We start from the raw sequence: 13,215 nt of genomic DNA on the forward strand, positions 1-13,215 counted from the left end.
GACACCACACCGAATACCCAGTACACAGCGAGCAATGGAGACCACTTCACAGCTGTGGGTTCATCCGCATCACTGTTTAAAGGAGAAGAACAATGAAGACACTGCTTCGCACACGCACCGCCACCATCCTCTCGGCCGGCGCCATCGGCCTTCTGGCTCTGAGCGGCTGCGGAATGGATTCCGGTTCCGGCGGGGAGGAGTCCGGTTCGGAATCGGGCAGCTCCGAATCTCAGCCCGCTGACACGGGCGAGTCCGAGATGCCCGACGAGTCCGGCGACTCCTCGATGGCCGATTCCGACCTCGTCGGCAAGGGCTGCTCGACCTACGCGGAGGCGAACCCCGACGGTGCCGGATCTGTCGAGGGCATGGGTCAGGATCCTGTCGCCACCGCCGCCTCGAACAACCCGATGCTCACGACCCTGACCAAGGCTGTCTCGGGCAAGCTCAATCCCGATGTCGACCTCGTCGACACCCTCAACGGCGACGAGTTCACGGTCATCGCCCCGGTCGACGACGCCTTCGCCGATGTGCCGAAGGACGACCTCGACGCCCTGGCCAAGGATTCGGATCAGCTGACGAAGGTGCTGACCTACCACGTCATCCCCGGTCAGCTCTCTCCCGATGAGATCGCCGGTGAGCACGAGACCGTCGAGGGTTCGAAGGTCAAGATCTCCGGTGAGGGCGAGGACATGAAGTTCGACGATGCCGGACTGGTCTGCGGCGGAGTCAAGACCTCCAACGCCACGGTCTACATGGTCGACTCCGTGATGATGCCGAAGAAGTGACCGGAGAGTCCACAGCGAGAGAACACCACGATGCAGTGGCCGGGAACCGATCAGCAGCAACAGGATCGGCTCCCGGCCGCTTTCGGTTCCTCGCCGGTCCGGGCGGCTTCAGACGAACGTCGACTGACCGTTTCGGCAGCACACGCCCACACCACTGCGCCCACCCCGCTCGACTCGCTCACCTGGGAAGGGTGTGATCGGCTTCTGCATGCATGGCATGATTGGGCAATGAGTTCTGATCACCAGCCGGCGGATTCCGCCGATCCCGGCGGTGCCCTGCTGATCCGCATCGCCGAGGGTGACCGGTCCGCATTCGAAGAACTGTTCACCACTCATTCGCGCATCCTCATGGCCGTGATCGTCCGGATCGTCAAGAGCCGAACACTGGCCGAGGAGGTCCTCCAGGACTGCTTCACCGAAGTCTGGACCCGGTGTTCGGGCTTCGACCCGGGGCGCGGCAGCGGACGGGCGTGGCTGATCACCCTGTGCCGCAGGCGAGCCATCGACTGTGTGCGCAGCGTCCAGGCTCAACAGGACAGAGACTACGCGGACGGGCTCCGTGCCACCGCCGAAGCAGGCGACCAGGTGGAGCAGACCGTCATCGCCCGTGCAGAGTCGGACCGGACCGTCTCGGCTCTGCGGATCCTCCCGGATGAGCAGGCCGAACCGATCGTCATGGCCTTCTACCAAGGCATGACCCACACCCAGATCTCTGAGAATCTCCAGGTGCCACTGGGTACCATCAAGTCACGGATCAGGGACGGAATGAAGAAGCTGCGAGAAGAGTTGGAGGCAAGCCGATGAGCGCAGATCGTGACTATCTGGCTGCCGGGCTGGCCCTCGGCGGGCTCAGCGACTCAGAACTCACCGAGGCTCAGGCGCTGGCCGATACCGACGCCGACTTCCGCGCCGAAGTCGCCGCCTATGCCGACGTGATGGCCGAAGCAGCCGAATCCGATGAGCCGGTCGAGGTCAGCTCGGTGACTCGAGAGGCGATTCTGTCGATCCCTGAGAGCCACCAGCAGGAGTCGCAACAGGAAACGTCCCCCGTTGCCGAGCCTGAGACCTCCGCGGTTGCTGCGGATGCCGACAGGGATGCACTGACCGCACCGACATCGCTCAGCGAGCATCGGGAGACCCGCCGATCCAACGCGCGCGCTGAGGACAGCGATGAGCTGCGGTCCGGCCGCGGTCCCTGGCTGCCCTGGGTGGCGGCCGCGGCGGCGATCGTCGTCGCCGCAGGTCTCGGTGCGACCGTCTGGCAGCAGAATCAGCGGCAGAACGAGCTGGAAGAGGACCTGGCCGCGACTCAGCAGCAGCTGGATGATTCCGCTCGTCTCATGGAGGCCAGCGATCTGCAGACGAACACCGCGGATATGCCGGAAGGCGGCACCGTCACCGTGTTCTCCTCCGAGAGCGAGCAGCTCATCCGTCTCAGTCCCAAAGACATCGGACAGCCTCCGGCCGGAAAGTCGATGCAGATGTGGGTCATCGGTGCCGACGGCCCGGAGAGCGCCGGTCTTATGTCGGGCGAGCCGGTGACCATCGCCGGGGAGAAGTTCTCCGCCGGCAGCGTCTTCGGCATCACCGTCGAACCCGAGGGCGGCTCGAAGCAGCCGACCACGGATCCGATCGTCGCCATCGACCTGTAGGGCCGCGAGGAGTAGGCTTCGTCGCACCGGCGAAGGAGCTGACATGTCCGATTTCGAGTGGGATCCGGAGACCTACCTGGCGCTCATGGCCGAGGAGATCCCCGATTACCCGCGCCTGCAGACCGAGGTGGCAGCTGCGGCGGCCACCGGGGCACCGAGGTCAATCCTCGATCTGGGCGTCGGCAGTGGACTGACAGCACAGCGCGTCCTCGAGGCACTCCCGGAGGCCGAGCTGCTCGGCATCGACGCGAGTTCCGAGATGCTCTCCGCTGCCGAGTCGACCCTTGACCCGGAACGCACCCGGTTGCAGCTGGGCCGCCTCGAAGAATCATTGCCGAAAGGGCCGTTCGACCTGGTCATGTCGACGCTCTCCGTCCATCATCTCGACGGCCCCGGCAAGGCCGACCTCTTCGCCCGCATCGCGGCGGTGCTCGATTCCGGCGGGAGGTTCGTCCTCGGTGACCTCATCGTGCCCGCCGATCCGGCGGACGTCGTCACACCGATCGACTGGATCGACGACACTCCCAGCTCGCTCGCTGAACAGCTGACCTGGCTCGCCGAGGTGGGGCTGTCCACCCGCGTGCACTGGCAGCACCGGGACTTGGCAGTCATCGTCGCGCAGAAGGACTGAGCGGGTCTCACCGACAGTCATGGATCGTGCCGCCTCCAGGATCTGTTCCGACCCGCACCTCCACCACCAGTGGGAGAGGGGACCCGCGAACTCCTCACTGAGGCGGATGCCGACTGACCCGACAACTGTCTAAGCTGGAAGGATGACGGAGAACGAGTCATCCACACGAACCACCAAGGGCGATGTCTACATCGTCGTTGCCTTGTCCGTGTCCTCGGTGCTCTTCGCCGTGCTCTACAGCGCCTCCAGCATTCAGGTCCTCGAAGCCCCCTTGTGGGCGTGCGCCCTTGCGTCAGTGCTTCTCACGGTCCCTCTGCTCTATCGCCGCCGTTATCCGAGTCAGAGCGCTACCGTCATCTGCCTCGTCTATTCGGTGGCGCTGGTCAACAGTGCCATGGAGATCGGTGTCTCGCAGATCATCCTGTTCCTGGGAATCTATTCGATCGGTCCGTGGCAGCGCAGTCGACGAGTGGCCTTCTGGTCGCGTCTGCTGCTGTGCATCGGTATGGCGGTCCTCTTCACGGTGTCGCTGACTGTCCTGTTCCGGACGCTCGGGGACTTCACCGTCCTGCAGTTCGCGGCTTCGGGCGGGGTGTCCTTCTTGACGAATGTCGCCTTCTTCGGTGGAGCGTGGGTCTTCGGCAACAGGGCATGGAAGCAACGCAGACTCATGGCCGATCTCCGAGCCGCCAATGACGAAGTCCGTGCACAGGAGAAGCAGCTGACCCGGCAGGCTCTCGATCTCGAACGGGTGCGCATCGCCCGCGAACTCCACGATGGGGTCGCCCACCACATCGCCGGAGTCGGCATCCACGCCGCAGCCGCACGCCGCAGTCTCGAGAAGAACCCCGACAAAGCCAAAGAATCGCTCAGGGTCATCGAATCCTCGACTCGCGAGACCGTCGACGAACTCCGCGCCCTCGTCTATACGCTGCGCGATACGGACTCCGCGACCGACAGCGCCGCCACAGCGGACGAAACGGCCGCGGCCGGCGACTGTACGGTCGACAGCGCAGCTGCGGCATCGACGAAAGGCAACCCCAGCCTCGGCGACCTTCCGGAACTCATCGAATCGGCCCGACGATTCGACCAAACCGTCGAGTACGCAACGATCGGGAACCCTCGCCCGCTCACTCCGATCACCGAGATGTCGATCTATCGTGTCATCCAGGAATCCCTCACCAACTGTTCCCGCTACGCGGGCACCGGCGCCGAGGTGGCTGTGCGGCTGCGTTATGGCAGCACTGATCTTGAGGTCGAGATCAGCGATTCCCGCCCGGCAGGTGCGACCGCGCCGGCGCAGTCCACAGATTCCCGATCTGTCACCGAGGGGCGCCCCGTGAGCGAAGGGCTCGGCCTCGGCATCGTCGGCATGAGGGAACGCATGACCGCTCTCGGCGGAAGCCTCGAAGCCGGCCCGAAGTCCCGCGGTGGATGGATCGTGCGCGCCCGCATCCCCTATCCGCGCAGCACTGCAGATCACTCGTCCCCCGATACTCCAGCGAAGGCATCCGCATGATCCGAGTCCTCCTCGTCGACGACCAGTCCATGGTTCGCACCGGCTTCCGCACGATCCTCGAAAGCGAGGTCGGCATCGCCGTCGTCGGCGAGGCCGAGAATGGGAAGATCGCCATCGACAAGGCACTCGAACTGTCCCCGGATGTCATCTGTATGGATGTGCAGATGCCGGTCCTGGACGGGCTCGAAGCGACAGAGGAGATCGTCCGCCGCGGCGCTGCCGGAGCCGTCCTCATGCTCACCACCTTCGACCGCGACGACTTCCTATTCCGGGCTCTCGCCGCAGGCGCCAGCGGATTCCTCCTCAAGACTGCCGAGGCCGAACAGCTCATCGACGCAGTCACCGTCCTGGCCGCCGGAGACGGACTGCTCTCCCCCGAGGTCACCCGCCGAGTCATCGAACGCTCCGTGTCCACCCCGGAACCGGCGGCACCGAGCGCGCCCGAACTCGCGCAGCTCACCGACCGTGAGCTCGAGGTGCTGCGGCTGATCGCGACCGGGGCCAGCAATTCCGAGATCGCCGACGGCCTCTTCGTCGGCGAAGCGACCGTGAAGACCCACGTGTCGAATCTGCTGTCGAAGCTCGGCATCCGCGATCGCATCCACGCGGTCATCTGGGCGTACGAGAACGGAGTCATAGCCATCGGTCAGCAGGACCGAATGCGATGAGGTGGTCTGAGTCAGCCGCCTCGGCGAGGCGATCGTCCCTTTCGCCGCAGGCAGCGCATAACAATTTCGGGCAAAGAATTCTCCCCCATCGACAACGGGAGTAATGTTGTTCACGTCGAGTCCCGAAAAGCGACTCGTCCCTCCCCACGGATACCCACCCTCCCATTCACGGTCACCCCCGGCGAACAGGACTGCGGCCCGCACGGCTGCCCCGTTTCGCAGACCGGAAAGGCTGCACCCCCATGCACAGTGTGGACAGTTTCGTCCCCGTCGACCCCGCCTATGACCGCCTCGTGCATCTGGCGCCGACGCGCAGCCGAGAATCGAACCAGATCCTCGATCTGCTCCGCTCCGGTCGCTCCGTCATCGTGGCCTGTCTGACCGGCGACGGTGCCCTGGATTTCGGACGTTCGCTGGCCGTTGCTCTTGGTCGTCCCGGTCAGACTCTGCTGCGGGTCGGTGCGCACACCTCCGCCGAGGAGGTCGCGGAGTTCGTCGGCGCCAGCAGGCTCGGCGGCGGACCGAGGATCATGAGCGGGGCTCACCTGCTCACGGACGACACCGCATCCGTGGTCGACCAGGCCCTCCACGTCTCGCGAGTACCGATCGCCTACCTCGTCGATGGGGATTTTCTGCGTGCGGTTCACCAGGGCGGCAACAGTGTGCTCAAACAGATCGCCTTGAGTTGGAGCGCCGGGGAAATCGATCGCATCGACCTGGCACCACTCACCGGCAGCGAAACCATGGCCCTGGTCGCGGGTCTGTCTGCAACGGCTCCGCTCGATGACCTGCAGCTGCGCACGCTGGCGGCGTTGTGCGGCGGCAGGCCGTTGGTCGCGGCAGATCTCGTCGCCTGGGCGGAGGAGGATCCCGATCGGGTGCCCCGTCACTACCCGCATGCCAGTTTCGGGGCTCCATTCTTCGGCACACGCGTGCTCTCGCGCCTTGCTCCGCTGTATCCGCGGATGCGGGAAACCACACTCATCGCTGCCCGCCGCCTCGGTGATCTCAGCCCCATGCCCACTCGAACGGCCAAACAGCTCTTCGGGGATGCGGTGGTGTCCCGACTCATCGACCTGCGTCTGGCCCGAGAGTTCGAGGTCAGTGGCCAGCTGTCCGTGGCTGTCTCGCCGCTGCACATCGATGCCATGGGCAACCAGTTCATCGGAGAAGCCGATTCCACGGACGAGGAGCAGTTCAATCGCCGTCTCGCAGTTCTGTGGAAGGCCGGCTACCCGGTCGGTGATGCCGCAGAGATCGCTCTGGCACGCCAGGTCATCGGCGAGGGCCGCGAGATCGACCGCTCCGATGTATCGCTCCTGCTGAAAGCGGCGCGCACGCTTAACCGCCTCGGCGATCCGACGGAAGCTTCGATCATGCTCCACATGGTCGAAGGACCGACCGGAAATGATGCGCCGATGCGCCTCGAATGGAAGCTGCAGACGATCACAGCTCGACTGCTGAGCGGCGATCGGACCGGTGCCGTCGAACTCGTCAGAACCGGTCTCGAGCACTGCCCGCCTGGTTTCGAACGCGAACCGGTTTGGTTCGAGCTGCTGTTCACCTCGGCCGCGACGCTCGCGGGAGAACCGGAATTGCCCCGCTGGTGGAAGGACCACCTGCGAAACGCATTGGACCCGGTCATTCCCGGAATCGCGAATCTCGTCACTTCGTTCGCCGGCAGCGGGATGACTCGTGTCGAGGACGCACGCGCGGTCGTCGATTCACCGTTGTCTCCGCATTCCCTGCGCTTCGCTGCATATGCGGCTCTGTGCCAGTATCACCTCAAGACCGACAATGCCGAGGCGCTCGCAGCCGCAGCCAAGGAAGGGTACGAATACCACGTCGAACTCACCGGCGCCAGCCCCACGTCACTCACGGGCTTCACCTACACCATGGCCTGGTACTTCATGGTCGGAGCGACGGTGAATTGCCTGTTGGCCGGAATCGAACCACAGCGATCGGAACTCATCACCCGCAAACTGCTCGAGGCGGCCAGCGGAGCCTCCACTCACAGCGGCTGGCAGCTGAATGCGACAGCATCCTGGTGCATCGGCATCCAACGCCTGCTCGACGGAGAGACCGATCTGGCCGCACGGGACTATGAGGCCGTCGCAGCCACTGTCACCCCAGCACTGCTGGCGGTGGGATGGGGATTGCGCGACACCCTCGGACGGTGGCAACGCAGCAATGCGCCGTACTATCGCCCGAGGTCGGGCGATGGCTCGATTCCGACGCAAGGCTATCGCTTCCACGATGGCTTGGCCGCCTTCCTGCTGGGTCCTGGTGCGTCGAATCCCGGCCCGACGCCTGCGTGGATGCATACCGTGTTCGCTCATGCGCGAGTCCTCGACGGCACCATCACCGCCGTCGAGGCGGTCCAGAGTCTTCCGGACGAATCCGCCGACCTGAATCTGCCCGGACCGCGTGCCGCACGTCGACATCTCGAGGCCTCGGCCGCTGAGGACGCCGAGGCGCTCCTGGCCGCAGGTCTGGAACTGCGGTCCGTCGGCTACCGGGGTGCCGCCCGCCATGCCTTCGCCGAAGCCAGGGCGCTGTTCCTCTCTCAGCGTCTCAGTTCCCGCGCACGGGTAGCCGGTGAGGGGCTCGGTGCTTTGCGCCAGCGAGCGGTCACGCCTCCGGAAGATCCGCAGCCGCGCGAGGACACTGCGATCTCCGATGCCGCAGCTCCTTCCGTCACTCTGACCGAACGAGAGCTCGAGGTGTGCCGGCTCGTCGCTGAAGGCCTGACGAATGTGCAGATCAGTCAGCGTCTCGTCCTGTCTGTGCGCACGGTCGAATCGCATGTGCTACAGGCGCGCGCGAAGCTCGGTGCCGAACGTCGCCGCGATATCCCGACGCAGATGCTCAAGCTCCGCGACACCGGACGGATCAATGCCGCGGGCCGCGCGCGGGCTTAGCCCTCTTCGTACGGGACTGCTCGGCCGCCTCGGCGGGGGTATCGGTCTCTGCCTTCTCACCCTTCGAGCGCACCGGACGCCCGGACCACCAGACGTAGATTCCCGCGGCCACGAGGCCTGCGGCCATGATGACGATCCACCAGGGGAACCCGGGCAGATCGGATTCGGCGAGCCCTGATTCCTGGTCGGCGGCCGGGGTCGGGTAGACGCGTTCGGCGGTGACGAGGATCCGCTGGGAGTTGATGCCCAGAGGCGTGCAGGTGACGAGGGTGACGAGGTCGCGGTCGGAGATCGTGCCCAGGGATTCGGTTTCGTCGGGGTCGACGACCTGGGTGCGCACCACCTGGTAGCTGAGCACCTGGCCGAAGGTCGTCAGTGTGAAACGGTCGCCTTTGCCGACCTTGTCGAGGTTGGTGAACATGGTCGCCTCGGCGAGTCCGCGGTGGCCGGTGATGACCGAGTGGGTGCCGTCTCCGCCGACGGGCAGGCTCGTGCCCTCGAGGTGGCCGAGCCCTTTGAGCAGAGTGTCGTCGTCCGTGCCGTGGTAGACGGGCAGGTCGAGGTCGATGGAAGGGATGCGCAGACGCGTCATCACTCCGGGTCCGCCGTCGTCGAGCACATCCTCATACGCCGGAGCACCAGCGGACGAGATGCCTTTCCCGGACGGCAGACGGTGGTGCGATTCCAGCTGCGCACCCGACTCGAGGGCCCGGTTGTACTTGTGGGCGAGCGCGATCTGACGAGCGTTCTCGGCCTTGTCGCCTTCGGTCACCCCGGCTGCGTTGTCGACGATCTTCGCCTGGTCGAGCTGAGAGAACCACGCTGCCGCACTCGGGTAGGTCCAGATGCCCAGACCGGTCAGGGCGATGAGCGCGATGACGAGGGAGAGAACAGGCACGCGCCAGCGGCGCCCGTCGGTGGACGGACGCCGCGTGGACGTGCCCGGCACGGCAGTCTGGGTGGGCTGCCTGCCGACAGGTGAGTGGGTCACACCTGGTTCTTACGGCGGTTGGCTGCGACGATGCCTGCACCACCGGCGATGAGCATGAGGCCGATTCCGGCGATCATCGCGAGCAGTTTGCCGTCAGCACCGGTCAGCGGCAGGTCGGGGTGGCCCTGCTGGGTGTTGGCGAATTCGTACTTGACTGCGGCAGCGGTCTCGCCGGCCTTCACGGTGACTTCATTGATGCTCTCGTCGAGGATGTAGCCGGTCGGAGCCTTCGTCTCCTTGACCCAGTACTTCTTCTCGGTGACATCGTTGTTGCCGACCCACAGGGTGATCGAAACAGTGCCGTCAGCTGCGGTCTTCACCGAGGCGACCTTGTTCTGTCCGTCCTTGTCAGAGAAGATGTCGAACTCGGCGCCAGCCAGGGTGCGCGCTTTGTCGCCGGCGACGTGCTTGATGATCTGTAGCGAGCCCCAGTTGGTGCTCACTGCCGGGGTTTCGACGGACGAGTCGTTGGTGTTGACCAGCGCGGTGTTCTCGATGGTGCCGTCGCCCTGCGAGGTGACCTTCGTCGTGACGGTTGCAACGACCTTCTGCCCGGTCTCGAGCTTGCCGATGCCGGCTGCGGTGAAGTTGATGGTGATCTTCTGACCAGCTTCATCGATCGTGTAGTCGGTGCCTGCGGTGAAGCCGGCGACCTTGGCTGAGACGAAGCTCAGACGTGGGTCGAGCTGGTCGACGATCGAGAACTTCTTGATGCCGTTGTTCGCGGCCGGAATCGGTGCGGTGATCGTCCAGTCGACGGTCTCACCGAGGACGGGCGCCGAGGGGTTCGAGACCTCCTTGGTCGGTTCCGTGTTGTTCACCGAGTTCTTCGGGTAGACGTTGACGTCGTAAAGCCACTTGCCGTTCGACTGTGCTAACGGCAGGGTGACGAGGAACGGGTCGGTCGTCGACGTCGCGTTCGTCGGAGCCTTGGTCTCTTCCACGAGGTAGAGGCCCAGCGGCAGTCCGCCGAAGGTCGCAAGTCCGCCGTTCGCGGTGGTCTTCGAAACACCGTTGCCCAGCGAGAATCCTCCACCCTTGACATCGGAGGCCTTGAGACCGCTGATGAGGTCCCAGCCTTCGGGGGTCTTGAGGTCGATGGTCTGGCCGTCCTTGGCCGTGACCTGCTTGACCGTGAACTCAGCACCGTCGAGTGGCTTGCCGAGGTTCGAGGTGTCGGTCTTCACCGATCCGTCACCGCCGTCGGTGCCATAGGCGCCGTCGTACTTGTGGACGATGATCGAGCCGGTCTTTCCGGTGTCGATGTTGCCCACGTTGCTGTCGGCCTGCGCCGTGCCGGCCAGGCCGAGCACGCTCAGCGAGGCGATCGCGGCCACCGCGGTCAGACGCCGCAGAAGACCCATTTTCTTAACTTTCATTGTTTCCCTTTCAGTGCTTCCGGTTCCTGCGGCGCAGGCCCTTGAGAAGTGCGATGGCACCGGCGGCTGCGAGCAGTGCTGCTCCGCCGATGAGGTAGATCTGGCTTCCGGTTCCACCCGTGAGTGGCAGCGCCACCTGGGGCTTCTGCTCGTTGGTGTACGACCCAAGCTTCTTGTCGAGCTCGGACCCTGAGACCGTGAACGTGTGTGGGGTGTCGTCGAGGATGTATCCTGCCGGGGCCTTCTTCTCCGTCAGCGTGTAGTCGCCCCATTTGAGGCCGGTGACCGAGAATTTCCCTGCCACCGGGTCCTTGTCCTGACCGTTGCATTCACTCGCCGAGGCGGCTGCGCAGTCCTCGATGGTCAGTTCGGATCCGTCGGGTCCGGTGAGGGTCCACACCGATCCCTTGAGTGCGTTGCCGGATTCGTCGGTCTTGCCCCAGGTCACGGCGCCGGTCTTCGCGGTGTTCGTGATGGTGCAGGTGACGTCGTCACCGGACTTCAGGGTCACGGAGCTCTTGTCAGAGGTGACGACTCCGGAGCCGGAGGTCGGCTTGCACACCCAGTCGGAGGCCTCGTAGCCCTTCGGAGTACCCGCCTCGGACAGTGAGTACTTGCCGGCCTTGACCTTAGCCTTCGTGACTTCGGTCGATCCGGTCTTGCCTTCGATCGTCTTGTTTCCTGAGGCGGTGTCACCGGCTGCCTTGAGTGTCCAGTCGGTGTCCTTGGCGGTGCCGGCGGCGGCCTTGTTGTCGACCTTCTTCACCAGGGTCAGCGCGGTGTCGCTGACCTTGTTGACGTAGGCGCAGTCGACGTTGTCGCCCGGCTTGATTCCGGTGAGATCGGTGCTCTTGTCGCTGGTGAGCTTCTTCGTGTCCTTCGACCCGTCGAGATGGGTGATCTCGCAGGAGCCGCTCTTGAACTCGAAGCCGTCCTGCTGGGTTTCGGAGATCGCAACCGTGGCCCGGCCGGTGGTTTTCGAGAACTTCAGTCCCCACTTCGCGTCGCCGTTAGAGTTGGTCTTCTGTGTGGCAGCGGTGGGGTTTGAGGTCACCGAGTCAGTGGTGGCCGTCGCTTTCGCGCCAACTGTCCAATCCTTGCCCGGCTTCTTGTTCTCACCGTTCTCGTCGACGACGTCCTTATGGATCGAGACATTGGCGGTCAGTGGAGCATTCGTAATCGTGCAGACCACGGCGTCACCGGTGGTGGGAATGGTCACCGTGCCCGAGGTTCCGGTACCGGCGGAACCCGAAAGTGCCTTGCCATCGACGGCGCACGAATAGGTGCTGGCGTAGTTGCCCAGGTCGGCACCTGTGGCAGCGGATTCGGAGAAGACAATCTCGGCGCCGCGCTTGGCGGGCAGTGGTCCGACGATCTCGTCCTGGATCCCGGCCTGAGTCCCAGTGGTTGTGGTGGCACCGAGTTCCGTGCTGCCCTGCTTAAGGGAGAGACCGAACTGATCGCTCGATTTCGCACGCCCGCCCTGCACGTCCTTCTGAAGAGTGATGGTCGCCGGCGAGGAGCACGACGCGAGGTCGGTGCTCGACCAAGATCCGCTGGCGAACGAATGCTTGTTCGACCAGTTGGGCATGTCGTAGCTCGTGATGGTGTCGCCGGTGCCGAGATACGCCTTGCCGGCGGCGTCGAAGGACACGCCATTCACATTGGAGTTCGTCGTGAAGCCCGCGGACTTCGACGAGGAGATGGTGCCGCCGTTTGCCTTCGCCAAGTTGGCCGAAGTCACTGAGAAGACGGTTGTTGTGGTTCCAGATCCCCTGACGATGAAGAGGTTGCCGTTGGTATCGAAGGCGATGTCACCGTTGGCCGCGCCACCGGAGCCGGCGCTCGTATCGATGGTGCCCTTCAACGAGATGCTGTTGTCGGACGAATCGTAAGAGTACAGGCTAAACGTCGTACCTCCGCCGTTGAACCCGCCGAAATAGAAGGTGCCGGTCGACAGATCGACCGCACCGCCGATGAACTGGACACCGCTCCGGCTTTGTTTGGCTCCGGTTGATTTCCAGGACCCTGTCGAAGAATCGAATCGGTAAATCTCGACAGTCTGTGCCGAGTTTGTTCGTTCGTATGCATAAATGGGCGACCCACTTTCGCCGATTCCCAGCCCATTGAACGAAGTCACCGGCACATCGCGGTTGCGATCATCCTTCTTTGTGGCATAGTCACCGACGTTCTGCGAACCGGCAGAGGTAATCTTACGCAGTTGCCCACCGGCCGACACCGAATAGACGACGCCGGGCTCGCAGCTGATCGACACCGGTGCCGCCTGGACAGGAGCGGCCGGCAGCACGATGGCACCGCCGGCGGCAACCAGGAGCACAGCGGTGAGTGCAGCCCACCAGGCGCGCACGCGCAGACCTAACCGGGTCATACATTCCTCATTTCGAAGTCGAGCAAGGTGTTTCAGCTCGCTTCGGGTCCCTGAGCGCGCACGACGAAGTGCGATCGATTTCGGGGATGGGGAGAGAGGAGCTGGTCGAACTCCTCCAAGCTATGGAATCGCAGCCTCAACTTCATTGCTCAGACCCTGCCCTTCAGCAGTATTCGAGTAGTCCGCGACCATCTGAGTAGTTTCGGTTTCGACTACTCAGTAGTTAGCTTTTCAATTACAAAGACGCCGGCCCACCGCCGGCCTCCCCCGCAGGTAGAAG

At 64.2% G+C, this 13,215-nt stretch carries 10 protein-coding genes; 7 read left to right on the forward strand and 3 right to left on the reverse strand.

All coding sequences use genetic code 11. The features are described from left to right. The first annotated feature begins 92 nt into the window (after positions 1 to 92). From LJ362_RS16155 to LJ362_RS16185, 7 genes are all read left to right on the forward strand, one after another. Positions 93 to 785 (forward strand): fasciclin domain-containing protein, encoded by a 693-nt coding sequence (locus LJ362_RS16155; protein WP_264800029.1) that lies wholly within the window; start codon positions 93 to 95, stop codon positions 783 to 785. A 228-nt stretch (positions 786 to 1,013) separates the two neighbouring features. Then, complete coding sequence (locus LJ362_RS16160; RefSeq protein WP_264800030.1) at positions 1,014 to 1,589, forward strand: sigma-70 family RNA polymerase sigma factor; 576 nt, start codon at positions 1,014 to 1,016, stop codon at positions 1,587 to 1,589. Next, positions 1,586 to 2,437, forward strand: a complete 852-nt coding sequence (locus LJ362_RS16165; protein WP_264800031.1) for an anti-sigma factor — start codon at positions 1,586 to 1,588, stop codon at positions 2,435 to 2,437. Before LJ362_RS16160 ends, LJ362_RS16165 begins: the two co-directional genes overlap by 4 nt. Positions 2,438 to 2,480: 43 nt before the next feature. After that, positions 2,481 to 3,068 carry a class I SAM-dependent methyltransferase gene (locus LJ362_RS16170; RefSeq protein ID WP_264800032.1) on the forward strand — a complete coding sequence of 196 codons (588 nt, stop codon included), beginning with the start codon at positions 2,481 to 2,483 and terminating at the stop codon, positions 3,066 to 3,068. A gap of 142 nt (positions 3,069 to 3,210) precedes the next feature. Next, positions 3,211 to 4,587, forward strand: coding sequence for a sensor histidine kinase (locus LJ362_RS16175; RefSeq protein WP_264800033.1), 1,377 nt, complete (start codon positions 3,211 to 3,213; stop codon positions 4,585 to 4,587). Next, the gene (locus LJ362_RS16180; RefSeq protein WP_264800034.1) at positions 4,584 to 5,255 is read left to right on the forward strand and encodes a response regulator; all 672 of its coding nucleotides are present in this window, start codon (positions 4,584 to 4,586) and stop codon (positions 5,253 to 5,255) included. The genes LJ362_RS16175 and LJ362_RS16180 overlap by 4 nt, the downstream gene beginning before the upstream one ends. A 242-nt stretch (positions 5,256 to 5,497) precedes the next feature. Then, positions 5,498 to 8,176 (forward strand): helix-turn-helix transcriptional regulator, encoded by a 2,679-nt coding sequence (locus LJ362_RS16185; protein WP_264800035.1) that lies wholly within the window; start codon positions 5,498 to 5,500, stop codon positions 8,174 to 8,176. Here the strand turns inward: LJ362_RS16185 and LJ362_RS16190 are convergent. The 3 genes from LJ362_RS16190 to LJ362_RS16200 are packed head-to-tail and all read right to left on the reverse strand — an operon-like array spanning position 8,148 to position 12,935. Continuing rightward, on the reverse strand, positions 8,148 to 9,167 hold the full coding sequence (locus tag LJ362_RS16190; RefSeq protein ID WP_264800036.1) for a class C sortase: 1,020 nt from the start codon (positions 9,165 to 9,167) through the stop codon (positions 8,148 to 8,150). The genes LJ362_RS16185 and LJ362_RS16190 overlap by 29 nt on opposite strands. Then, positions 9,164 to 10,546 carry a SpaH/EbpB family LPXTG-anchored major pilin gene (locus LJ362_RS16195; RefSeq protein WP_264800037.1) on the reverse strand — a complete coding sequence of 461 codons (1,383 nt, stop codon included), beginning with the start codon at positions 10,544 to 10,546 and terminating at the stop codon, positions 9,164 to 9,166. Before LJ362_RS16195 ends, LJ362_RS16190 begins: the two co-directional genes overlap by 4 nt. Before the next feature lie 10 nt (positions 10,547 to 10,556). Beyond that, positions 10,557 to 12,935, reverse strand: a complete 2,379-nt coding sequence (locus tag LJ362_RS16200; RefSeq protein WP_264800038.1) for a SpaA isopeptide-forming pilin-related protein — start codon at positions 12,933 to 12,935, stop codon at positions 10,557 to 10,559. Positions 12,936 to 13,215: the final 280 nt, after the last annotated feature.

The organism is Brevibacterium sp. JSBI002 (assembly GCF_026013965.1).
Classification (GTDB): Bacteria; Actinomycetota; Actinomycetes; order Actinomycetales; family Brevibacteriaceae; genus Brevibacterium.

Coding starts and splice junctions, on each gene's coding strand:
- LJ362_RS16155 (WP_264800029.1), top strand. CDS start 93: ATGAAGACACTGCTTCGCACACGCACCGCCACCATCCTCTCGGCCGGC.
- LJ362_RS16160 (WP_264800030.1), top strand. CDS start 1,014: ATGAGTTCTGATCACCAGCCGGCGGATTCCGCCGATCCCGGCGGTGCC.
- LJ362_RS16165 (WP_264800031.1), top strand. CDS start 1,586: ATGAGCGCAGATCGTGACTATCTGGCTGCCGGGCTGGCCCTCGGCGGG.
- LJ362_RS16170 (WP_264800032.1), top strand. CDS start 2,481: ATGTCCGATTTCGAGTGGGATCCGGAGACCTACCTGGCGCTCATGGCC.
- LJ362_RS16175 (WP_264800033.1), top strand. CDS start 3,211: ATGACGGAGAACGAGTCATCCACACGAACCACCAAGGGCGATGTCTAC.
- LJ362_RS16180 (WP_264800034.1), top strand. CDS start 4,584: ATGATCCGAGTCCTCCTCGTCGACGACCAGTCCATGGTTCGCACCGGC.
- LJ362_RS16185 (WP_264800035.1), top strand. CDS start 5,498: ATGCACAGTGTGGACAGTTTCGTCCCCGTCGACCCCGCCTATGACCGC.
- LJ362_RS16195 (WP_264800037.1), bottom strand. CDS start 10,546: ATGAAAGTTAAGAAAATGGGTCTTCTGCGGCGTCTGACCGCGGTGGCC.
- LJ362_RS16200 (WP_264800038.1), bottom strand. CDS start 12,935: ATGACCCGGTTAGGTCTGCGCGTGCGCGCCTGGTGGGCTGCACTCACC.